This window comes from Flavihumibacter petaseus NBRC 106054 (assembly GCF_000974785.1).
GTDB lineage: Bacteria > Bacteroidota > Bacteroidia > Chitinophagales > Chitinophagaceae > Flavihumibacter > Flavihumibacter petaseus.
Genome location: NZ_BBWV01000001.1, coordinates 88,817 through 111,153, shown reverse-complemented (window position 1 = coordinate 111,153; position 22,337 = coordinate 88,817). Strand labels below are relative to the sequence as shown.

Below are 22,337 nucleotides of genomic sequence, written 5' to 3'. Positions count from 1 at the left end.
CAAATTATGGAAAAATATGCGGTGGTGGTTGCCGGTGGATCCGGCCTGAGAATGGGCACACCGGTGCCGAAGCAGTTCCTGGAGATAAGGGAGCGCCCGGTGCTGTGGTATACCCTCAATGCTTTCCTGGATGCTTTTTCCGATCTGCAGATCATCCTGGTATTGCCGGAACAACACCTGGAAACGGGCAAACGGATACTCCGTTCTACCTATGATCCTGACCGCATATGGATGACCGTTGGCGGTGAAACGCGGTTTCATTCCGTTCGCAATGGCCTGCAGCATATTCACAAACATTCCATCGTATTCGTGCATGATGGCGTCCGCTGCCTGCTGACTCCCGACCTCGTGCGCCGTTGTTATGCAGCGGCAGTGGACAAAGGAAATGCCATTCCCGCTATCGCAGCGGTCGATACCATCCGCATCGACACCATCAACGGAAGTGAACAGATCGACAGGAATAAAGTGAAGATCATCCAGACGCCGCAGGCATTTTTCTCTGAACTGATCAAGTCGGCTTTTGAACAGGATTTTCACGAGTCGTTTACTGATGAAGCCAGCGTAGTGGAGCGGCTGGGCGTTAAGATCCACCTCATTGAAGGGGAAAGCAGCAATATCAAGATCACCCGGCCGCTTGACCTGCTGATTGCAGAGAAGGTATTGGAAGAACGCGAGATGGGACTTTAGGGTTTCAGCCATCGCAGCCATGCCGGTAACCGGTTCAGCCGGATGGTAGGATAGTATTCCGCAAATGCGCCGAAGCTGCTGTAGAAAAAGGCGAGTCCATCGATGTCTGATCCTTCGAAATCCAGCACGAGTGGTTGCGCGCAGTGATCCCGGATAAAGGCGTCGATAAGGAAATGCGATGCGCCGGCAGTTTTACCATCCGGATGATTGCCCACCAGCAGGTAATAGGCACGACCTGCAGCAAAGAAGAATACTGCTGATGCCATCAGGTTTCCCTGGTTTGTCCGGATGCCATAAATTTTTGCCCTTCCTTCCCCCTGTCTTACGCCATAGATCTTCAGAAAGCTGTTATAATCCTTTACGCTGAAGTAATCATTGAAGTGCCGCAACGAGGCGAGCCGGATCACTTCTTCCACCTCAACTGCGGTGTCCACAACAAACCTGAGGCCTTTCGCCTTATGAATATTGCGGTGGATTTGTTTCCGGTAGTTTTTTTCAATGTCAGTGTAGGAAGGGGAGAGTGGTAAAATGAAATTGCGTCGAAGGAGCATGGGATATTCCGGGAGCGTATAGTTGTTACCGTTATTCAGGGGGAAATCCCAGTAGCGGAATTTAGGCGGAACGGCATCGAGGAATGCTTTGAGCCGGTCTGCATTCAGGTCGTTGCCAAATACGCCGCCGGCATAGATAAACGGGGTATATCCCAAGTATTGAATGCCTGCTTTTTTGCGCCAGGGCAGTGGCATTACCTGTTCGTAATCGCCTTCAACAAGGGCATCCCAATGCGGACAGAAATTGTCGAGCCATGCGGATTCAGCATACAGGGTACCATTGCCTGCAGCTGTTATGGCGGCGTCCCAGCGTGCCGTATCAATGGCTGCGCGGTGCAGGTACTGTATGTTTCCGGTAATCATCATAATCCGGTTTGTGCCAGCAGTGGCCGCATGCGGAACTGGCCGATGCTGATGCTGAAGGAAACCGTCCTCCAAAAGCTGTTGTCTCCCAAAACGGATTTATTGTAATCGCGGAATGGTTGGGCCACGACAATGGGAAAGTACACCGTTACAAGGTCGCGCAGCAGCGATACCTGGATGCCGGCATCGAAGAGTACTTTCTGTTCTGAATAGGTGGATTCCCAGGCCTCCCCGAAAGTACCGATATCAGCAAACAGCCGCAGCGGCATTTTGAATGGCAACAGGGTCAGCGGGTTGATCTTGTCGGGGATGTCGGTGGTCATGTTGATGGCGAACAGCCAGTTGTCTGATTTGCCGACCTTGTCACTCAGCAGATCGGTGCGCACTTTAAAGCCGCCATCACGCATCATGATCTGCTGACTCTGCCATCCCTCGTATTCATTTCTCCCGATAAAATAGCCGGAATAAGTATAATCCTCTGCACCATTTGCGCCGGTAGTATTCAGCAGGTAGCGGTCAAGTTCGAGTTCGCTGAAAGTTGTCTTGCCGCGGTTATAAAAGAATTTGCCTGCGAAAAACCGGAGCCGGAAGCCCTGGTCTTTCTTATGGTAGTTAAAAAAATAATTTCCGGTGAGTGCGAGCCTGGTGAACTCGGGCTGATATTCTGCCTGGAACTGAAAATCGTACGGGTAGAGCAGGCGGTGGTCGGCCCAGCGCAATTGCAGTTGCTGCAGGTTGCGGGTGCTGCTCTGGCTGGTGACGGCAATGCTCGTATCGTTTCCATCAATGATGGTATTGTATTCGGGACTGTATTCGCGGAAGAAAAACGATTTGAACTGGATGGTGCGTTCCCGTTTGGAAAGTGGCTGTTCTTTCAGCTGGTATACCAGGTAAGGTGCGACCTTTTCATAGGCGTAGGATTGCCGTACGCCTTCGTTCTCTGTTTCCTGCATGCTGAACCTGGCGGCGGTTACCCCAACCTTCCACTGATGCCAGTATCCCGGAAGAAAACCCGTGTAGGAAATATCACCGATGCCCGTAAAGGTTTTGCTCCGGGTGCCATACATCGGCGCAACAAAGAAACGGAAACGTGATAAAGGGGGCTGATAATTGTGCAGGAAGGCACCGATCATGAACCCGTCGTAATGGTTGTAACCAGGCGCCGGTCCGATGTCGATGTAGCGGTATCGCTCAGGGGTTTTTCTGCCGTAAAGAAAGGCGAGGCGAACCGGCCGGTGATTGCTGTCCAGCGACCCTTGCTGGTTAAGTCTTTCGAATTGAGGCAGCGGCCTGCCCGATATGGTTTCAAAAGTTTGGCGCAGGTCTGCCGGTGCAGGATGGACAAAGCGAAAATTCTGATAGTAGGTGCGCATGCAGCTGTCGAAAAGCGGTGTGCCCAGTTGATGCTCAAGGTTCTCAAAGAACCAGCCTGCTTTTTCATAAGCCATGAGCGCGTAGTTGGCTTTATTGAAATTATCTGAAGGCGTCGTAACAGGCTGATCGAGGTGCATTGTTTCCAGCGCACTTACGAACTGACGGGTAATACCCGGTTCGTCACGCAACTGATACCGGTGGTCATAGAAGGTATTGATGCCTTCATCCATCCAGGGGTGATCGCGTTCGTTATTGCTGACGGCACCATACCACCAGCTGTGTCCCAGTTCATGATCGATGGTGATGTCACGTTCACCGGCGTTCAGGCCCTCCCGGATCACTGCAAGACCAGGATATTCCATTCCGCCGATACCTGGTCCCTGGTAACCCTCAACGATAACGGCATCGCTGTAGGGGTAGTCACCGACCCACTTGCTGCGCTGCAGCAGCGATGTCTTGATGGCTTCGATGCTGCCATTCCATTTTGCGGCATTGTTCCGGAAAACATATTGCCGGATATTGACCTTTTTTCCGGAAGGCAGCTGCACGCTGTCGGTGGTCACTACAAATTTTTTCGAGGCGAACCAGGCGAAGTCAGTTGCCTGTTCCAGCTGGTAGTGAAAACGGCGGGGTGCCGATGAACTGCTATCCACCAGGTGGCCGGTTGCTGCGAGGGTAAAACCGGCCGGGCATTCAATCGTCACATCAAAGTTTCCGAACTCCTGGTAAAATTCACCCTGGTCGAGGTAGGGCATGGGATGCCATCCTGCGGTATCATAAACAGCCGGTTTCGGAAACCATTGGGTGACGGCATAGAAGCCCTGCCGGTAGCCGCTCCTGCTGAAAATATACGGGAGCTTTACATGGAAGGATACATCAATGGAAATGGATTGTTTCGGGTAAAGTGGTTCCTGCAGTTGCAGGCGGACAATATCCTGGTGGATCGGATGGTCTTCTGTTTCCGCCGGCGAGCCATTGATGCGGAAGTTCAGCCGGTTGATATACCCGCGCTGGTTTTCGTTACTGAAGTAGAAATCCTGGCGATTGAGCAGCAGCAGTTGTTCACTGAAGGCCGTATGGTCGTTCTTATAGGCATTGGGCCATACGTGAAACCAGATGTAATAAAGGGTATCCGGACTATTGTTGCTGTAGCGGATCGTTTCCTTTCCGAGTATGCCGTGTTCTTTATCGTCCAGTTGTGCCGTAATGGTAAAGTCTGCCGTCTGTTGCCAGCGGGCAACGGGAGTATGTTCCTGGCTTCGGCTCTCCTTCACCGTTACCAGTAACAGGAATAACAGGCATTGCAGTAAGGTTGATCTCATTTATTTTCCTTTACCGGATACAATGATACGGATCGTATAGAACATGATCTTGATATCGAGGGCCAGTGAGATATTTTCCATATACAGCAGGTCGTATTTCATGCGCTCCAGCATTTCTTTCAGATTCTCTGCATAGCCGAACTGCACCATTCCCCAGGAACTTAATCCGGGCTTCACTTTCAGCAGGTAGTTGTAATAGGGATCGATAGCAGTCAGCTGATCAATATAAAATTTGCGTTCCGGACGGGGGCCGACGAGGCTCATTTCGTTCCGGAGGATATTCACCAGCTGGGGCAGTTCATCAAGCCGCCATTTCCGCATCACTCTTCCCCAGGAAGTGACCCTGGGATCGGTTTCAGAAGACAGTGCCGGCCCCGAGCGCTCCGCGTCTCTGACCATACTCCGGAATTTCAGGATGGTGAATGGTTTCCCCTTGTAGCCGATCCTTTCCTGGCGGAAGAGGATTGGTCCGGGTGACGACAGCCTGACCCTGATGGCCACATACAACAGCAGGGGAGACAGCAAAACAAGGGCCACTGCGGCCAGCAGTACGTCGATCAGTCTTTTGATGTGTTGCTGCCATAACGGCATCAGTCCAGAAGGGATATCGGTTAGCAGCGGCGTATAAACGTTGGCAGTACGCATAGATCCCGACAGGATATTCAGTACCGAAGGCGCCAGTTTGATCTCCACATCTTTTCTGCCGAGGCGGTGGATATATTGTTCAACTTCCTGCTGCTGGTCGGTTTGCAGGGCAAGCACTACCAATTCTATGCCCTGTTCATCGATCGTGGTTTCCAGGGCATCCGGTTTGCCGAGATAAGGCAGGGCGTTGCTCAGGCCGTTTGCAACGGGCGCGAGATACCCGTTATAGTGATACCCGGCAGTACGCAACTGGTCGCGGGTGGCAAGGAAGAGTTCATGGGCGGGTTGGTTGTCGCCTACCAGCAGGCTTTTGAAGAACACGGCGCCTCTACGCAGCTGCGCCCTTGCGCGGGCCAGGAGGAACAACCTTCCGGCAAGTGTAAAGCCTGTTTGCAACAGCACGAAGCACGCGAAAATCGAATAGTAATACCGCAGGCTCCGGTCGATATCATTCAGCAGAATGACGAAAAAGATAACAGTACATCCGATCAGGCTGGCAATGATGGTAATGGTGCCTTCTGCCAGCCTGGATTTACGGTATAAACTATGATAGCTTCCCAGGATGCCATAAAATGCAACCCAGGCAAAAGGGAGAAGGATCAGCCCCGCGATAATACCGCTGTTCAGCAATATGCGGCCATCCACGATCACTGGTTCACCCAGCAGATGATTGCGATAAATGAAGAAGAGAAACCACACGAGGCCGGCAGCCAGATAATCGCTCAGGGCGTACCAGAATGGACTTATGGTTGAACTCCTCGTTTGCGGCATCAGGAATTGATCGTGTTGTGGCGTATTTTATGGAGGATCTGGTGGGCCACTTCCATAGCGCCGAATCCATCTACTTCCGACACTATGGTACGGGTATTCTGCAGGATGGCATCGCGGAAAGCCTCCAGTTCCAGTTTGATGGCGTTTACTTCGGGAATTACCGGATTCGCTACGGCGACTGTTTTTTTGCCCTTTGGCGTGTCAATGTCAAATTCAAAAACATTGGCATCAGATTCTCCCTTGAGCCGGATCACTTCCGTCTTCTTGTTGAGGAAGTCAATGCCAACATAGGCATCTTTCTGAAAGAGGCGCATCTTCCGCATCTTTTTCATCGAGATCCTTGAAGAAGTGAGGTTGGCGACACATCCGTTGTTGAATTCGATCCTGACGTTCGCGATATCCGGTGTGTCGGTCATGACAGCCACGCCGGAAGAGGAAATATGTTTCACCTCGCTTTTCACCATGCTGAGGATAATGTCAATATCATGGATCATGAGGTCGAGGATCACACTGACTTCGGTTCCTCTCGGGTTGAACTGTGCGAGGCGGTGTACTTCTATGAACATGGGGTTGAGGTCGAGCCCGCGCGTAGCCAGAAAAGCCGGATTAAATCTTTCCACATGGCCCACCTGCATTTTTACATTGGATTCCTTTACCAGTTTAACGAGTTCCCTGGCTTCATCCATAGTATTGGCCAGCGGCTTTTCCACGAATACATGTTTGCCGTTGCGGATGGCAAGCTGGCACAGTTCAAAATGGAAATTGGTGGGAGCGACGATATCGGCTGCGTCGATGCGGCGTAACAGTTCTTCAGGATCGTGAAAGCGTTGGAGACCATAACGGGCTTCCACTTCCACTGCGTTGGCGTCATGAGGATCATAAAATCCCACGAGTTCAACCCCCTGAATTTCTTTCCAATTGTTGAGATGGAATTTCCCCAGATGTCCGACACCGAAAACCCCTATTTTGAGCATAGTCCCTGATTAATCTTTCAAAGATAATCAAGTGACCTTAAATGCACTTAACGAACCAATTGTGACTGTTGGGCGTAAACAGGTGCAGGTGAATAAATAAAGAGGCAGGAACCGCCTTTGATGGCATTGATAATTGGTCTTGCCATGTTCTGGGGTATGGCCGGGCACCCCTGGCTTCTGCCGATAAACCCCTGCTGGCTGATGAATTTTTCGTTCACATACGGGGCACCATGCATTACAATGGCTCTCCTGTCGGCATTATCGTTGATACCTTTTTCAAGGCCTTCGAGGCGGAGAGAATAACCATTGCTGCCGTAGTAGGTTTCTTCGGTGCGGTAGAAACCCGGACTGCTTTTATAAGAAGAGGGGCGATTGCTGTAGGAGCTTGCCATTTCGCGGCCGGAATTGCGGCCATGCGCAACATAGGTATTGTAGAGCAGTTTGCCGGATTCCAGGTCAAGTACGTATAATCTTTTACGGGCACTTGGCTGGCTGAAGTCGGCAATAGTCATGATGGCATCCCTGGAGATCTGACCCTGCTGTTTCAGTTTCTCCCAGCCACGGACTGCAAGTTCAAATGCCTGTTTCTGTAAACCCAGGGAATCCAGGCTCAACAGGTCATACAGGCGGAAAGCCGCGTCTTCTGTAAGGTTGTCTGTAACGGCCGTATTTTTCGCGCTGAAATCACGGCTTGCGGCATTGGTCGGCCAGTTTACCGTAACAAAGGTAAATCCGATAAATGCCAGTACGGCGATGAGGGTTACGGGGTTAAATTTTTTCTGCATGGGCTATCTACTGGTTAAACAACTTGCTGTTAGTTTCAGACGGATAACGAAGGCAGATGGTTGGTTGCGGGATAGTTTTTATAGTGTACGGATCAAAAAAAAATGGTTTTTCAGAAAATTCCCGGATATGCGCGCTATTGAACGAAAACCTTGCCAAAAACCTGGGAATACCCGTTTTTAGCCGATTCGGGCATAAAATAAAGCCTGTCCGGTCAGGAACAGGCTTTTCGCTCATGTATGTGTGTTAGCAATAATATCTAATTGTCTAGAAATTGAACACACCGTGAATGCCAAAGATATTCGCTTTGCCTTCGTTGATGCCTTTCATAAAGGATCCCATGATCTCGATGTTGTGGGTTCCGGCACCTACGGCGAAACGTACTCCGGCATTGGCGGCAGGGCCAAAGGTGGTTTGATTTTCCTTTACGTACTCATCATAATAGTAGTCATCACCACCGTCAACTGATTTGAGCACGTACGAGCTTCCCAGGTGTGCGCCAAATCCTGCTCCCAGGAAGAACCCAAAGCGGTCTGCTGATTCTTTGGAAGAACCGGCACCTACGTTATAGTTGATCATTAACGGTGCATTGACTGCATAGGTCAGGCTGGATGTAGTACCGGATTGGGAGTTGTATTCGGCCGAGCCTCCAAAGCCAATTGCCAGTGGAATGCCAACAGAAATGGAGGATGCATCAGATTCCGTGATCGTGTAGCGTGGGCTGTACATCAGTGTAAACATCACACTGTTTTCAACGTTTTTTGAAGAAGTGACGATTGCGCCGGTACCAACACCGTGCAGGAAAGACTGGGCCTGGGAGAATACAAAAGCGGTTACACCGAGCGTAAGCAGGAGGACTTTTTTCATTGGTTAAGGTTTATTAATCAGGCGGCAAAATAGAGCGCGGCATTATAAAAAGCAAATCGCCGGTCAATATATTTTATTGCTAAGTGCAAACACTTATTGCCGTTCCTCCCCGGCATTGACCATTTACCCGGTAAATCTTAAGCAAGTCATATTGGAAAAAATGGGGCTGGAATTATGATTAAATTTTAGGACAAACCAGTACTATGATCAAAAATTATCTGTTAATCGGTCTGCGGAACCTCAGAAAGAATCCCGCCTACAGCACCATCAATATCCTGGGGCTGTCAGTGGGCCTGGCAGTAACGATTCTCATTGGCTTATGGATCTATGATGAGATCAGTTTCAACCAGGTGCATGAGAAGCATGAAAGACTGGCACAGATGATGACGACGCAAACCTTTAACGGTGAAAAGGGAACCGGCCCTGCTGTGTCGCTGCCGATCGCCCCCGCACTACGCACCGCATACCCGGGCGACTTTAAGCACCTTGCACAGACTTCCTGGAATTTTGGTCATATTATCGCTGTTGGTGACAAGAAACTGAATACACATGGCATGTGGGTGCAACAGCCGTTTCCCGAGATGATCTCCCTGCATATGATTAAGGGAAATGCAGGTTCACTGAACAATCCCAGTTCGATACTGATTACGCAGTCACTGGCTAAAGCATTGTTTGGCGAAGGGGAAGCCCTGGGCCAGACAGTCAAAATCGATAATCGTACCGATTATAAGGTGAGCGGGGTTTTTAAAGACCTGCCGAACAACAGTACTTTTTTCGATTCGAAAATATTCCTGTCGTGGGAAGCTTACCTGAAATCAGAGAACTGGGTGAAAGAATCTGCAGACCAGTGGGGCAATCATTCCTGGCAGTTGTTTGCTGAAATGCAACCGGGCGTGAGTATGGCAACCGTTACCAATAAGATCCGCTTTCTTCCCAGAAAGCATGTGAAAGAGGGAGAGGAAGAGATCCTGTTGCATCCGATGGATAAATGGCACCTGCACAGTGAATTTAAAAACGGAAAAGTAGCTGGCGGAAGGATTCAGTTCGTGTGGTTGTTCGGTACCATTGGTGTATTCGTACTGTTGCTGGCCTGTATTAATTTTATGAACCTGAGCACCGCCCGTTCAGAAAAGCGTGCACGTGAAGTTGGGGTAAGGAAAGCTATCGGGTCGATGCGGACGCAACTCATTTATCAGTTCCTGACAGAGTCAATACTGGTTGCCTGGTTCGCCCTTTTCCTTTCGGTGCTCCTGGTGCTGGCAGCACTGCCGTTCTTTAACGGTATCGCGAAAAAGGAAATCACGATTCCCTGGGGGCAACCTTATTTCTGGCTGTCAGCACTGGCAGTAACGCTGATTACCGGAATAGTTGCCGGTAGTTATCCCGCTTTTTACCTGTCCGGTTTTCAGCCGGTTAAAGTACTTAAGGGAACATTCAAAGCAGGAAGGCTGGCAGCCATTCCCCGCCAGGTACTGGTAGTGCTGCAGTTCACGGTCTCCATTACCCTCATTATCGGAACGATAATTGTTTTCCGGCAGATCCAGTTTGCCAAGGATCGCCCTGTCGGTTATTCCCGCGACGGACTGTTTACCGTAATGATATCAACGCCCGAGTTATGGGGGCATTACAACAGCCTGCGGGATGACCTGCTGAAAACCGGCGTGGTGGCAGATATGGCAGAATCCAGTAGTCCCTCTACCGGCATCTGGTCTAACCAGATCGGCTTTGAATGGAAAGGCAAGGATCCCAACTCGGTGCCGCTGTTTGGTATCGTGGCCTGCACACACGACTACGGCAATACCCACCGTTGGAAGATTAAAGAAGGCCGTGATTTCTCAAGAGAATTTGTTACAGATTCCGGCGGACTGATCCTCAATGAGGCTGCTGTCAAACTCACCGGCCTGAAGCAGGTGGTGGGAGAAACCATCAAGTGGAATGACAAGGAAAGAAAAGTGATCGGCGTAGTGAAAGACATGGTGATGGAATCGCCTTACGAACCGGTTAAGCCGACCATCTTTTTCCTCGACTATAACTGGACGAGTGTGATCACGATAAGGGTAAAACCGGAAGTACCGATGCGGAAAGCACTGGCAGCCATTGAGCCGGTATTCAGGAAAGCTGATCCGGGAAGTCCCTTCAAATATGAATTTACCGACGAAGAATATGCCAACAAGTTCAGCGATGAAGAAAGGATCGGTAACCTGGCGACTTTCTTTGCCATCCTTGCGGTATTCATTTCATGCCTTGGATTGTTCGGACTCGCTTCCTTCGTAGCGGAGCAGAAGACCAAAGAGATCGGTGTGCGCAAAGTGCTGGGTGCGTCTGTATTTAATTTATGGCAGGCGATGTCAACCGGCTTTTTGAAGCTGGTGATCATTTCCTGCCTGATTGCCATCCCGATTGCCTGGTATTTCCTCTCTGGCTGGCTGCAACAGTATCAATACCGCACTACCATTTCCATGTGGGTGTTCTTCCTGGCCGCATTGGGTGCTGTGCTGATCAGCCTGGTGACAGTAAGTTTCCATTCAGTGAGGGCAGCGCTGGCGAATCCTGTGAAGAGTTTGAGGACAGAATAAAGTTTATAAGTTTATTTGTTTAATAGTTTGGAAGTTGGGGTCCGCGGGTTTGGTAACGAAAGAAAGCAATTGAAAGAAAATATAATAGTAAATGAAGCAATACGCACATATATGTGCCTTATTCCTGGTGTTTGTTGTTTATGCTTCCTGCAAAGGGCAGAACAAAGCTGATCTTTCCAAAGAAAATCTCAAGTCCGGAACAGAAAACCTGGTTACTTCTTCCGGACCAAAACAAATAACCCGGAATATCATACAGGATAAAAAAGGCAATATCTGGATTGCTGCATTTGACGGGATCTTCCGGTATGACGGCAAGTCGTTTACCAACATCACAAATGGTGTAAGTAAGGCCCGCTTTTTTTCTGTCCTGGAAGACAGAAAGGGCAATTTTTGGTTCGGCTCTATCGGCTCAGGAGTTTATTATTACGATGGAAAATCCTTTCAGAATTTCACTACCCGGAATGGGCTTCTTAATAATGATGTTGGTTGTATATATGAAGATAAAAGTGGCAACATCTGGTTCGGTGTTTTTGGGGGAGCAAGCCGCTACGATGGGAAATCCTTTCAGAATTTTGTCATTAATGGAGATGCGATGAATCAGGATCTGACCGGAATAACTTTTCAGGAAAGACCTCCCTATGAAGTCAATGCTATTATTGAAGACAAAAAAGGCAGATTATGGTTTGCAACAAGAGGCAATACCTTCGTTTATGATGGAAAAACATTTACAGTTTTCGCTCATGAGGGTACCCCTTTTAAAAATGTTCGTTCAGTAATTGAAGATAAAACAGGCAATATCTGGCTTGGTGGCGCGAATGGGCTTTGGCGCTATAGCGGCAGTACGTTTACCAGTTTCAGGCAGAAGTTTGTTGGCTATATAATTGAAGATAAAAAAGGCAATATCTGGACCAGTTCAGAAAGGGACAATGGCAAAGACTGGGCGCTTGCCCGGTATGACGGAAAATCATTATCCAGTGCAAATCCAACGGTAACCGAATTGACAACCAGGCCGATGTTTTTTGGGATTTTAGCAGCTGCTGACGGGAGTATTTGGTTTGGCGCTCTTGACGGAGTGCGTCGCTATGATGGAAGCACCATTGCTGACTTCTAAACTAAAAGATCGATAGCTGGAGCGATGCCGTCACGGTTAGTACCGGCATCTCATGATACCGGCTGGCGACAGTGATGCGTGTGGTGCCGGCGGATTCGCGGAACAGCGCTTCGACGATATCGGGATGATTGTTGTTTTTGGACAGATGAGAAAGTACCAGGTGCCGTAAGGCATCGCTCCGGTGTTTTACAAACAGGTCAAATGCCTGGCGGTTGGACAGGTGGCCCTTTCCACCGCTTATCCTTCTTTTCAGGTGGAAGGGGTAGTTTCCTTTTTCCAGCATCTGCTCACAATAATTGGATTCCAGGAAAGCAGCGTGGCAGGAACCAAAATGTTTTTTCAGGGCACTGCAACTCACCCCAATGTCGGTGAATATGCCAACAGTCACACCATTTCCTGTCACCACGAAACTATGCGGATCACAGGCATCATGATTTTTCAGGAAGGGCAGTATGGTCAGATCGCCGATACTGACAGGAACATTATCCTGGAAGGTGCGTATGAGTTCTTCTTCAATCGGTATCGCTGCCTCACGGTGTGTGTCCTTTGTGATATATACCGGAACCCGGTGTTTTTTTGATAATTGCGGGATACCCGTAATGTGATCACCATGTTCATGCGATACGAAAACCGCGCGGACGGACGTGATCGACAGGCCAAGCCTTGACATCCTTTTCTCAATCTCCCTGCAGGAAATGCCGGCGTCCACCAGGATGGCCTCGTGTTGGTTACCAATATAGTAGCAATTCCCGTTGCTGCCGGAATTCAGTGAAGTAATGAAAAGGGGCATACGCAAAAGTACGCCCCTGAAACATCACCTAAACATCCACCACGATCATTATTCCTTAATCATTCACCACACCGGTCTCAACCGGTTCCAGCGGATCAGAAATATCAAAAAAATGAAATCCGTCAGCGATATGGGAAATCAGGATATCGCCATAGGGGATGACATCCTGGAAGTCAAAGCCGGAAATTGTTTTCACCAGCTCCGGCTGCCAGGCATTGGCGATATTATATACTTTAAGGCCACTGGTGCCATCGCAAACATAGAGGGCAGTATCGCTCATTCCCAACCCGTATGGAGATGCCATTTCGATGGTATTCACCAGAACAGGTTGTGCACTGTTCTTTATGTTGTAAACGTTGAGCACATTGGTAGTGCTGCCACAATTGTTGCCAAAACTCCGCAGGGTTACATAAGCCACGGTATCGTTACCGATTACCGGGTCGCAGGCGCGTACATGGCTGACGGACCCTTCCATTTTCGGGTTGGCAGGATCTTCCAGGGAGAAAACATACATGCCATTGGAAGACCCGATAAACAGCTTGTCCTGGTAAGGATAGATGGTCTCTATATTCCAGCTGAGGTAGGTGGAGCCAGACAATTTCGGATTTTCCGGATCACTGCAGTCGTAAGCTTTCAGGCTGGATAAGTCGACGATGTAGAGATAATTGCCTACCATCGTAAAACGCGCCATGGATCCGCTTTTTCCATTTCCGCTGTTGTTGTCTGGTGCAGCGGCATAATTACCCGCACCATCTTTTGAGCAGGAAGCAATCATGGTAGTTAAGATGAGTATCACCACCAGGCTGGATAGTATTTTTTTCATTTGTTCAGGTTTATTGGGTGATGCAATAGGCTCCGGCAACCTTTTTTTCGAGTTTCCATTCGATCACATCTCCACTGTAGGGATTGGGGCATACATAATGAACATTGCGTTGTTCAGGCTTTGCGTCCATTGCCAGTCCATTGAAATAATATTCTACCTCAAAGGCGGTCGGTGTGCGGGAAAGTTCTTTCACCACAGAGAGATCGCTGATATCAACCGTCACCAGGTCCATCATATTGTTCGTAAACAGTACATTGGACTTCACCGCCACTTCAGTGCATCCCGGAATATTGATAAATGCCATTTTTTGCGGATGTTCCCTGTCGGTGTAATCGATCACATGAATGCCCTTGTACTTTTCGACCTGGTAAAGGCGTTTGCCGGCAACATAGATCTTTCCGGCAGCTTCGGTAGGTTGAGCCGTGGTTGCAGAAATGGTTCTTTTGGCGGGATCAGTACCGTATACCGGCACGTAGGCTTCTTCGAAGATCTGTTCCGGCGGCGGCGGAACGGGCCGCCGGGAAAAGTCAAAACAGGAAACCAGCGTGACTACGAGTCCAGCCAGTAGCAGGAGGGTGCTCGTTCTGGGAAGGGTTTGCATTTGGAAAGGTTTGGTGTTAGTGTTTATTTTGAATAAGGTTGGCCTGATGTATGCGTAATTACCGGTAATTTAATAGTCCTTATAAACGATTTGATTATGAATGACAGGATCGCCTCCCTCAAACAACTTCAATCTGAAGGAAAAGACATCAGTTCGCTTCCGTTTTCCATCCGCATTCTCCTGGAGAATGTATTGCGCAATCACGACGGTTTTGGTATCACGGATGAACACCTTGATACGCTTGTGAACTGGTTGCCGGAGGGAACGGACAGGGAAATCCCCTTTAAGCCGGCCAGAGTACTGATGCAGGATTTTACGGGGGTACCGGCAGTAGTGGATCTTGCCAGCATCCGGGCGGAAGTGATCCGCAGGGGGAAGGATGGGAGCCGCATCAATCCGGCTATTCCTGTCGACCTGGTGGTAGATCACTCTGTACAAGTGGATTTTTTTGGTACTGACTATGCTTATAATAAAAACGTTGTATACGAGTATGAAAGAAATAAAGAAAGGTATCAGCTGCTGAAATGGGGGCAACAGGCATTTGACAATTTTACTGTGGTGCCGCCCGGCATGGGGATCTGCCACCAGGTAAACCTGGAATACCTGGCGCAGGCAGTAATCCGTCGCGATGGCTGGATTTTTCCGGACTCCCTGGTAGGTACAGATTCGCATACGCCGATGGTGAACGGTATCGGTGTAATGGCCTGGGGGGTGGGCGGTATTGAAGCCGAAGCGGCTTTGCTGGGGCAGCCGGTTTATTTTACCTGTCCCCAGGTGATTGGGCTTGAGCTTACCGGGAAACTGGCGGAAGGAATTACGGCCACAGACATGGTGCTGACGATTACCGAATTGTTAAGGAAATATGGTGTGGTCGGAAAATTTGTGGAGGTATTTGGCGACGGGCTGGATCATTTGTCTGTGCCGGACCGTGCCACCATCTCCAATATGTCCCCCGAATTCGGCTGTACGGTAACCTATTTTCCGATCGATAGCCAGACCCTTGATTATATGCGGCGCACCAACCGTTCTGAGGAGCAGATCAAACTGGTGGAAACGTATTGCCGCGAGAATCTGCTATGGCGTACGGGAACTGAAAAAATCCGTTACTCTGATACGGTGAGCCTCGACCTTTCTCAGATCCAGCCAACGGTTGCAGGACCAAAACGGCCGCAGGACAAAGTGCTGGTAAAGGAGCTGCATGAGCAGTTCGGTGAATTGCTTAACAAGGAATATAAGAGAATCTACACCCCTGAAGGCAAACGGCGCGACAGTGCGTGGCTGGAAGAGGGCGGATCCGGAACGACATTTACCTATGAAGTACAGAAGCCCCTGGATGATGTTGCCGTTGAAGTGGACAGCCTTCAATCGGTACGGATCAAATTGCGGAACCAGGAGTATGTACTCAGCGATGGCTCGATTGTGATCGCTGCCATCACCAGTTGTACCAACACTTCCAATCCCAGTGTGATGTTGGGCGCCGGGCTGGTGGCCCGTAAAGCAATCAGCCGCGGGTTAACAACCAAGCCCTGGGTAAAGACCAGCCTTGCCCCTGGTTCAAAGGTAGTGACACAATACCTGGAGCGTGCCGGATTGATGACAGACCTTTCGGCATTACGATTCCATACTGTAGGATATGGTTGTACGAGCTGTATTGGTAACAGTGGCCCGTTGCCACTGCATATTGCCGAAGCGGTGGATCGCGGTAACCTGATTGTGGCATCAGTATTGTCCGGCAACAGGAATTTTGAAGCGAGGGTGCATCCGCAGGTCAAGATGAATTTCCTTGCGTCCCCGATGCTGGTGGTGGCTTATGCCATTGTTGGCAGGATCGATATCAACCTGGTGACTGACCCACTGGGATATGACCCCAATGGCGAAGCTGTATTTCTCCGGGATATCTGGCCATCCCAGCAGGAGATCAGTGAAGCCATGCAGGCGGCGGTGAGCCAAAAGGATTACGAGGAGACCTACAGTGTAATATTTGATGGCGATGACCAGTGGAAAGGGTTACATGCGCCGTCTGGAAAAGACTATCACTGGAGCAATGATTCCACGTATATCCGGGAAGCATCTTTCTTCAAGAATATATCTGACGAGCCTTTGCCCATGCAGGATATTTACGATGCCCGGGTGTTGCTGAAACTGGGCGACTCCGTCACCACCGATCATATTTCACCCGCTGGATCCTTCAAGGCAGATTCGGCTGCCGGCAAGTACCTGATGGACCGCGGCATCGAACCACGTCTTTTTAACTCGTATGGCTCAAGACGGGGTAATGAAGAAGTAATGGTTCGCGGAACCTTTGCCAATGTGCGCATCAAAAATCAGATTTCGGCTAAGGAAGGAGGTTATACCACGCATATTCCCACCGGTACGGTGCTTCCGGTGTTCGATGCGGCAGTGTTGTATGCGCAGCAGCAAACACCGCTGATCGTACTGGCTGGCAAAGAATATGGCAGCGGATCATCGCGTGATTGGGCAGCTAAGGGTACGAACCTGCTTGGCGTTAAGGCAGTGATCGCGGAAAGTTATGAGCGCATCCACCGCAGTAACCTGGTGGGTATGGGCGTTATCCCGCTTGAATACCTTGCGGGCGAAAATGCGGAATCGCTGGGGCTGACAGGATTAGAGCGATATGAGATCAGGGGAATCGCGGACGCGCCGGTACCCAATAAATTGCTGGATGTGGTAGCAGTACCTGCAGCCGGTGATCCGATCAGCTTTAAAGTGCGGTCGAGGCTCGATTCTGCGATTGAGATCGCCTACTATCATCATGGGGGGATATTGCAATATGTGCTGCGGGAGTTTCTGCAGAAGGCATAGGTAACCGCCGACAGGTAAAGCCTGTTGACCGATCCTGCCTGCAACGCCGGCAGCCTGTGACGTAAGTTTGATTCATGGAATTTTATTCATGTAAAATCAAATGTTATGAAACAGAAAAGAAGGCCCGCAGTGATCCTGATGCTGATCGCAGGGTTAGTGACAACAGGTGTTGTTCAGGCAGGCGTAACAGATGCAGCAAAAAAAGCCGCCCGTGAAAACAGGAAAGCGTCCAGGCAGGAGCGAAAGATGGAAAAAGCCGGCAGTGGTGTCAGTGATCTTTCGAAAACGGCATTTTACCAGGACTTTGGAGATGTGGCCCAGGTGAGCTGGCAACGCAGAAAAGGCCTTGATGAAGCCAGTTTTGAACAGAACGGCCATGAGCTTACTGCTTATTACGGTGTTGAAAGCACGCTACTGGGAACCAGTGAAAGTAAAACATGGTCGGACATTCCAGAGCCCGGTAAGAAATCAATTGAGAAATATTACCCCGGTATGATGCCAGTTGCGGTGATCTGGTACGATGACAATGAGGCCAATGACGAAGGCCTGGAAATTTATGGGAACTTTTTTGAAGGACGTGATAACTATTTTGTGCAATTGAAATCACCCGGAAAAGACCTGGTGGTAAAAGTGGATCCTGAAGGAAATGTAGAATATTATGCTAAATTGACCGAGTGAATTGTCTGGTCATAGATGATAACAAAATTGCCCGCACCACGATGCGGCAATTGGTAAGCCAGGTTCCCGACCTGGCTTACGCCGGTGAAGCCAGTGATGCCACGGAAGCTGCTTCATTGCTGTTAAAAGGTGGAATTGATCTTTTGTTACTGGACATTGAGATGCCGGGGCTCAGTGGGATCGATCTGGTCCGCAACCTGGGTGAGAAACGCCCGTTGATCATCTTTACCACCTCAAAAAAGGAATATGCCGCGGAGGCCTTTGACCTTAATGTAGTGGATTACCTGGTGAAGCCGGTTACGCCGCTGCGTTTCCGCCAGGCAATAGAAAAAGCCCGTGAATGGCAGCAGGCCAGTCAGCTCGAGAGCAGTACTGCACCGGAGGGCTTTCTGTTCATCAGGGAAGCAAATACCGTAAAGCGGCTGGAAGTTGCCGAAATTTTATACGCGGAAGCTATGGGCGATTTTGTTAAGCTTCATACCGCGCAGAAATACCACATCATTCATAATACACTGAAAGCGGTAGAAGAGCGGTTGCCTGCCAGCCTGTTCCTGAGGGTGCACCGATCGTATGTTGTACAGGTGGGCAAGATCGATGCCATCCGCGATGGCGCGCTGGTGATCAACCAGACGTCTGTTCCTGTTGCAGATGCTTACCGGGCCCAGTTGAACCGCCGGTTAAGGATCCTCTAGCGCTTCCGCCGGCGATCGCCACCGAGCCAAATTCCTTCCTGACCGACTGTTTTTCCCTCCCGGACTATTGCCGCTTTTCCCCTGCGCGTGTCCGCAGTAGATTTGGTTCAGGTTTACGACAATTTAGGTTTTGAGGATTTTCTCAGCAGTAAGGTTTGGTTCGGGCTGCATGTCTATGTGGCCCTCCTTTTTTTCATGAAACAGCTATATCTCATATTATTTCTGCTGGATACTATCGTCCTGGCCCTGGTATTTACCTGGTTGTTGCGGCTGTTTTATACGGGGCAGGATCTTCACCAGCTGATCGCCGGGTGCAGTTGCCTGATCGGCTGCATTGTGCTGATGGCTTTTCTCCTGATCCGTTATTTAAAGTAAATTGAAGCCTGAACATCACCGCATGATCGGAAAGCGTTTTGTATATGCCGTTCTGGCTGCTTTTGTCGCGGGAATTCTTGCCCTGGTTTTCATTCAATACAATTCTTCATCCAACATATTTGACCTTGTTCGCGGTAACGAGAAGATGGTAGCCGAATTCAATGTCGCCAACGAATTGAAGCGTGTGGAACATCACCTGAATCTGCTGGAACGGAAGATCGATACTGCGCTTGCCGCCAGGCAGGTGCCATCCATGGATGCTGTGGCGGTCGACCTTTCTGCCGTGCGTTCGGGAATGGAGACTCTTCAGCTGATCCGCGACGATCCGCACACAGAGATTTATGTTGACGAATTGCAGTCCATGATCGAACAGGCCATCTTTCTCAACAACCGGATACTCGACAGTTTCTATCATAAAGGTCCGCAAGCCGCTGCCCGGCTGGCAGATTCGGGACAGCGGCGGCAACTGATGGACAGTATCCATAATATCCGCCACAAAATTGAAACGAGCCGGCAACAGCTGGTCATCCAGATCATTGCTTCAGCCGACAGAAGCGGGCGTCGCGCATTACGCTGGGGCGTCGCGCTGTTTGCCCTCATCATTGCCAGTTCCATCGGCCTGTTCTGGTTCATACTGAGCCGGCTCCGGCGGCAGCAGGATTTGTTGAACCAGCTGAATACATCGCAGGAAGAATTAAAGCAGGCTGTGGCCGTAAAGGAAAAATTCCTGGCCAATATGAGTCATGAGATCAGGACGCCGCTGAATGCGATCCTGGGCTTCTCACAACTTTTGCAAAAGCAGCCCGCTGATGCCGTCAGCCGTGAATATGTTCAGGCCATTGACAAGGCTGCGGCTAACCTGCTGACCATTATCAACGACGTGCTCGACCTCTCCAAGATCGAAGCAGGCATGATGCGGATAGAAAAAATAGTGTTCAAACCGCGGGAGCTCCTGGCTGACCTGGAATCCATATTCAGGGAGAAAGCGCATGAAAAATCCATCGATTTTCTCGTCGACGTCACCCCGGCAGTACCTGAAAAACTATTGGGTGATCCTGCCAGGCTCAGCCAGGTGCTGATCAATCTTCTGGGAAACGCATTCAAATTTACCGACAGGGGCACCATCAGTCTAACCGTTACGCCTGACTGGTCGGCCCCCGAAGGATTTTGCCTCCGGTTTGATGTGAAGGATTCCGGAATCGGGATACGCCGGGAAGATATTGACGATATTTTCGAACGTTTCGGCCAGGTAGGGGCGTCGGTGGGAGCAAGGGGAGGAACCGGCCTTGGACTGTCAATCGTCCAGGAACTGGTGCGGTTACAAAAAGGAAGGGTATCCGTGGAAAGTGAATGGGGGGCGGGAAGCTGCTTCAGTGTGGTGTTGCCGTATCTGGTCGTTCCCGCACCGGCGTCAATAGCATCCAACGCTTTTCAACCATTGCCTTCCGGCGATCAGCCCCTGCCTGATCTCAGCCATCTTCGTGTACTGGTGGTTGAAGACAATCAGCTGAACAGGACATTGCTGACCCGGATGCTGGAGCAATGGCAGATCCGGGTGGAGTGTGTTGCCGATGGTGAATCTGCCATCAGGGTGCTGGGGGAAAGGTCTTGTGATCTCGTATTACTGGATATCCAGTTGCCCGGTATGGACGGCTATGATACCGTTGCTGCCATACGCAAGCTATGGGGTAGGGAATTGCCGGTGATTGCCATGACGGCGCATGTGTTCGCCGGCGAAAAAGAAAAATGCCTGGCGGCAGGGATGAACGGTTACCTGTCGAAGCCGATCCTCGAAGAAGAATTACTGGAAACGATCCGCGAGTTCGGCGGCATCAATCATTTTTCGGTTATTGATCTCCGGTACATGCATTCCGTAAGTGCCGGCGACAGGGAATATGAAGCGGAAGTCAGCCGGCAGTTCCTTGAACTGGTTCCGCAGGAACTGACCGAGCTGGAGGCTTCCTGGAAAACGGGAGATGTGAAAAGAGCAAGACAGGTTGCTCACCAGTTGAAGACCAGTATTTCTGTGATGGGGCTGAATCTGCAATTGAATCCTTTCCTGGATGCCATTGAGTACCAGCAACTGAATGACCGGGAGTTTGCGGCAGTCTTTTCACAGTTGTCCGGCAAAATTCATCAGGCCCTGCAGGAGGCTTCCAGTTATTTGTCGGTACTCGAAACATGATCAGAATTCAATATGAACCCGGGCGGCGAACACATGAACCGGTCCTCTGTCAGGGTTATAGGCAGGATGCTGCACTAACTGATAGTCGGCAGTCAGCCAGCAATGTTCGAAAACGGCAGCATTATAAAAGCACTCCGCAATAGATTCTCCGCGCTGATCGGGAAGTTTTCCGTCACCAATGATAAAGCCATAGCCGCCACTGTTCAGAAAGCGGGCGTGCGGTGTGGAGATGCCGTTGGTTACGAAAGCGATTCCCAGGCGGTCACCAGGCCGCTTCCACGAAGCGCCCGTTGCAAGGATCCCTGCGCTGAGGCTGCGATCTATCTCCGTAAAAGCCCAGGTGGCCGTTTGGCCGTCATTCCAGCTGCTGCGCACAAAAATCCCCAGGTTATCGGAAATTTCCTGTTCGGCATTCAGCCCGAAGCCATATTTCACGCCGCCATAATCTTTGCCGTAGATCACGTCCTTGTCTGTTGCAGCCGCCACATCGTAGTCCGGTGCTTTGGAAACGTTCCGGTAAGCCAGGGCCCGGAGCGTTCCCTGCCGCCTCCCGATCGTATAATGGTATTCCCCTTCGATAGTTTCCGAATGGGCCTTTGTATAGTGCCAGTCGAGGTCGGGTCCGTTGGCATAAACCGGAACCAGGGCGGTGGCGGCACGTAATGACCAGCGGGGAAGGATAAGTTCGGCCATCAGTGACCAGGTATATCCCCGGGTGTTGGCGGGATAGTCCCACGCACCATTGCTCATGAGTGACCAGTTGAAAAAGGAGGTGCGCGGATTGTGACAGAGGCTATTGTCATCAAAATAGTCGGACAAGGCAAATTTTCCGCCCCGGATAACCAGTTTACTGCGGGTAGTGTATCCCGACAGCTGGTTGGCATCAGCATCAACATAAAGCGTGTCCTGCTGATTCCCCAGGGAGAATTCCTGTTCCAGGAAAAGCCTGGCTGTGTAAAATGCAGGAGCAGGATCGCCGATGCGAAAAGTTTCTCCATTGGTAAAGCCGGCAATACCTTTGGCGCCACTGATGCCGCTGCCCCCGGCGACCTCCGGATTGTAATATATCGCGGCGCCTTTCCATAAACGCCGGCCAAGATAGATCGTGGTGGTGAGCGACAATTCATGTTCAGCTGAGTCGTGGAGGCTGTTGTCTCCTGAATAGGCTGCGTCAAAGGAGGGGTGCGCCTGCATGATGCCGGTCAGTTGGAAATGAAAGCTCCATTTTTCTTCCTTTCGGCGGAACTCCTGGGCGATTGAAGCTGATGCGGTGATCATCAGGTAAGTCACCAGCACCCATTTTCTGTGGCTAAATGACATATCCGGAAATGTTAAGGTCATGATTT

General features: G+C 50.2%; 18 protein-coding genes. 8 read left to right on the top strand and 10 right to left on the bottom strand.

Annotation, left to right across the window (positions count from 1 at the left end; all coding sequences use genetic code 11):
- Positions 1 to 6 precede the first annotated feature (6 nt).
- Positions 7 to 687 carry a 2-C-methyl-D-erythritol 4-phosphate cytidylyltransferase gene (locus FPE01S_RS00460; protein WP_046367007.1) on the top strand — a complete coding sequence of 227 codons (681 nt, stop codon included), beginning with the start codon at positions 7 to 9 and terminating at the stop codon, positions 685 to 687.
- Here the strand turns inward: FPE01S_RS00460 and FPE01S_RS00455 are convergent.
- The 6 genes from FPE01S_RS00455 to FPE01S_RS00425 form a co-directional block, all read right to left on the bottom strand.
- Entirely contained in the window at positions 684 to 1,604 is a 921-nt protein-coding gene (locus FPE01S_RS00455; protein WP_046367006.1) for a GNAT family N-acetyltransferase, read from the bottom strand. The two genes, FPE01S_RS00460 and FPE01S_RS00455, sit on opposite strands and share 4 nt — an antisense overlap.
- Positions 1,601 to 4,297, bottom strand: coding sequence for a M1 family metallopeptidase (locus FPE01S_RS00450; protein ID WP_046367005.1), 2,697 nt, complete (start codon positions 4,295 to 4,297; stop codon positions 1,601 to 1,603). The genes FPE01S_RS00455 and FPE01S_RS00450 overlap by 4 nt, the downstream gene beginning before the upstream one ends.
- Positions 4,298 to 5,713, bottom strand: coding sequence for a sugar transferase (locus tag FPE01S_RS00445; protein WP_046367004.1), 1,416 nt, complete (start codon positions 5,711 to 5,713; stop codon positions 4,298 to 4,300).
- Positions 5,713 to 6,687, bottom strand: a complete 975-nt coding sequence (locus FPE01S_RS00440; RefSeq protein ID WP_046367003.1) for a Gfo/Idh/MocA family protein — start codon at positions 6,685 to 6,687, stop codon at positions 5,713 to 5,715. The genes FPE01S_RS00445 and FPE01S_RS00440 overlap by 1 nt, the downstream gene beginning before the upstream one ends.
- 47 nt (positions 6,688 to 6,734) lie before the next feature.
- Positions 6,735 to 7,472 (bottom strand): murein L,D-transpeptidase catalytic domain family protein, encoded by a 738-nt coding sequence (locus FPE01S_RS00435; protein ID WP_046367002.1) that lies wholly within the window; start codon positions 7,470 to 7,472, stop codon positions 6,735 to 6,737.
- Between the two features lie 265 nt (positions 7,473 to 7,737).
- Positions 7,738 to 8,337: an outer membrane beta-barrel protein gene (locus FPE01S_RS00425; protein WP_046367000.1), complete on the bottom strand. Its 600-nt coding sequence runs from the start codon at positions 8,335 to 8,337 to the stop codon at positions 7,738 to 7,740.
- Positions 8,338 to 8,540: 203 nt separating this feature from the next.
- Between FPE01S_RS00425 and FPE01S_RS00420 the strand changes: the two genes are divergently transcribed.
- Positions 8,541 to 10,913, top strand: coding sequence for an ABC transporter permease (locus FPE01S_RS00420; protein WP_046366999.1), 2,373 nt, complete (start codon positions 8,541 to 8,543; stop codon positions 10,911 to 10,913).
- Between the two features lie 91 nt (positions 10,914 to 11,004).
- Complete coding sequence (locus FPE01S_RS00415) at positions 11,005 to 12,024, top strand: ligand-binding sensor domain-containing protein (protein ID WP_046366998.1); 1,020 nt, start codon at positions 11,005 to 11,007, stop codon at positions 12,022 to 12,024.
- A 1-nt stretch (position 12,025) separates the two neighbouring features.
- On the opposite strand, the gene FPE01S_RS00410 is transcribed toward FPE01S_RS00415, so the two are convergent.
- From FPE01S_RS00410 to FPE01S_RS24525, 3 genes are read right to left on the bottom strand one after another with little or no spacing between them, the layout of a single operon-like run.
- Entirely contained in the window at positions 12,026 to 12,814 is a 789-nt protein-coding gene (locus FPE01S_RS00410) for an MBL fold metallo-hydrolase (RefSeq protein WP_046366997.1), read from the bottom strand.
- Between the two features lie 55 nt (positions 12,815 to 12,869).
- Positions 12,870 to 13,637, bottom strand: coding sequence for an LVIVD repeat-containing protein (locus tag FPE01S_RS00405; protein ID WP_046366996.1), 768 nt, complete (start codon positions 13,635 to 13,637; stop codon positions 12,870 to 12,872).
- A gap of 10 nt (positions 13,638 to 13,647) precedes the next feature.
- Positions 13,648 to 14,238 (bottom strand): LVIVD repeat-containing protein, encoded by a 591-nt coding sequence (locus FPE01S_RS24525; protein ID WP_052955411.1) that lies wholly within the window; start codon positions 14,236 to 14,238, stop codon positions 13,648 to 13,650.
- A 96-nt stretch (positions 14,239 to 14,334) separates the two neighbouring features.
- Between FPE01S_RS24525 and acnA the strand changes: the two genes are divergently transcribed.
- From acnA to FPE01S_RS24520, 5 genes are all read left to right on the top strand, one after another.
- The gene (gene acnA / locus FPE01S_RS00395) at positions 14,335 to 17,061 is read left to right on the top strand and encodes an aconitate hydratase AcnA (protein ID WP_046366995.1); all 2,727 of its coding nucleotides are present in this window, start codon (positions 14,335 to 14,337) and stop codon (positions 17,059 to 17,061) included.
- A gap of 105 nt (positions 17,062 to 17,166) precedes the next feature.
- Positions 17,167 to 17,739 (top strand): hypothetical protein, encoded by a 573-nt coding sequence (locus tag FPE01S_RS00390; RefSeq protein ID WP_046366994.1) that lies wholly within the window; start codon positions 17,167 to 17,169, stop codon positions 17,737 to 17,739.
- Positions 17,736 to 18,431, top strand: a complete 696-nt coding sequence (locus tag FPE01S_RS00385; RefSeq protein WP_046366993.1) for a LytR/AlgR family response regulator transcription factor — start codon at positions 17,736 to 17,738, stop codon at positions 18,429 to 18,431. The genes FPE01S_RS00390 and FPE01S_RS00385 overlap by 4 nt, the downstream gene beginning before the upstream one ends.
- A gap of 195 nt (positions 18,432 to 18,626) precedes the next feature.
- Positions 18,627 to 18,806 carry a hypothetical protein gene (locus tag FPE01S_RS25755; protein WP_157473846.1) on the top strand — a complete coding sequence of 60 codons (180 nt, stop codon included), beginning with the start codon at positions 18,627 to 18,629 and terminating at the stop codon, positions 18,804 to 18,806.
- A 22-nt stretch (positions 18,807 to 18,828) separates the two neighbouring features.
- On the top strand, positions 18,829 to 20,991 hold the full coding sequence (locus FPE01S_RS24520; protein ID WP_052955410.1) for a response regulator: 2,163 nt from the start codon (positions 18,829 to 18,831) through the stop codon (positions 20,989 to 20,991).
- Here the strand turns inward: FPE01S_RS24520 and FPE01S_RS00370 are convergent, their stop codons facing one another.
- Complete coding sequence (locus FPE01S_RS00370; protein ID WP_052955409.1) at positions 20,992 to 22,311, bottom strand: carbohydrate porin; 1,320 nt, start codon at positions 22,309 to 22,311, stop codon at positions 20,992 to 20,994. It lies immediately after the preceding gene.
- Between the last annotated feature and the right edge of the window lie 26 nt (positions 22,312 to 22,337).

Excerpts from the sequence above, each read along its gene's own strand:
- FPE01S_RS00450 (WP_046367005.1), bottom strand. The coding sequence starts at position 4,297 with ATGAGATCAACCTTACTGCAATGCCTGTTATTCCTGTTACTGGTAACG.
- FPE01S_RS00405 (WP_046366996.1), bottom strand. The coding sequence starts at position 13,637 with ATGAAAAAAATACTATCCAGCCTGGTGGTGATACTCATCTTAACTACC.
- FPE01S_RS00435 (WP_046367002.1), bottom strand. The coding sequence starts at position 7,472 with ATGCAGAAAAAATTTAACCCCGTAACCCTCATCGCCGTACTGGCATTT.
- FPE01S_RS00420 (WP_046366999.1), top strand. The coding sequence starts at position 8,541 with ATGATCAAAAATTATCTGTTAATCGGTCTGCGGAACCTCAGAAAGAAT.
- FPE01S_RS24525 (WP_052955411.1), bottom strand. The coding sequence starts at position 14,238 with ATGCAAACCCTTCCCAGAACGAGCACCCTCCTGCTACTGGCTGGACTC.
- FPE01S_RS00415 (WP_046366998.1), top strand. The coding sequence starts at position 11,005 with ATGAAGCAATACGCACATATATGTGCCTTATTCCTGGTGTTTGTTGTT.
- FPE01S_RS00410 (WP_046366997.1), bottom strand. The coding sequence starts at position 12,814 with ATGCCCCTTTTCATTACTTCACTGAATTCCGGCAGCAACGGGAATTGC.
- FPE01S_RS00445 (WP_046367004.1), bottom strand. The coding sequence starts at position 5,713 with ATGCCGCAAACGAGGAGTTCAACCATAAGTCCATTCTGGTACGCCCTG.
- FPE01S_RS00370 (WP_052955409.1), bottom strand. The coding sequence starts at position 22,311 with ATGTCATTTAGCCACAGAAAATGGGTGCTGGTGACTTACCTGATGATC.
- FPE01S_RS00455 (WP_046367006.1), bottom strand. The coding sequence starts at position 1,604 with ATGATGATTACCGGAAACATACAGTACCTGCACCGCGCAGCCATTGAT.
- FPE01S_RS25755 (WP_157473846.1), top strand. The coding sequence starts at position 18,627 with ATGAAACAGCTATATCTCATATTATTTCTGCTGGATACTATCGTCCTG.
- acnA (WP_046366995.1), top strand. The coding sequence starts at position 14,335 with ATGAATGACAGGATCGCCTCCCTCAAACAACTTCAATCTGAAGGAAAA.
- FPE01S_RS00440 (WP_046367003.1), bottom strand. The coding sequence starts at position 6,687 with ATGCTCAAAATAGGGGTTTTCGGTGTCGGACATCTGGGGAAATTCCAT.
- FPE01S_RS00460 (WP_046367007.1), top strand. The coding sequence starts at position 7 with ATGGAAAAATATGCGGTGGTGGTTGCCGGTGGATCCGGCCTGAGAATG.
- FPE01S_RS24520 (WP_052955410.1), top strand. The coding sequence starts at position 18,829 with ATGATCGGAAAGCGTTTTGTATATGCCGTTCTGGCTGCTTTTGTCGCG.
- FPE01S_RS00425 (WP_046367000.1), bottom strand. The coding sequence starts at position 8,337 with ATGAAAAAAGTCCTCCTGCTTACGCTCGGTGTAACCGCTTTTGTATTC.
- FPE01S_RS00390 (WP_046366994.1), top strand. The coding sequence starts at position 17,167 with ATGAAACAGAAAAGAAGGCCCGCAGTGATCCTGATGCTGATCGCAGGG.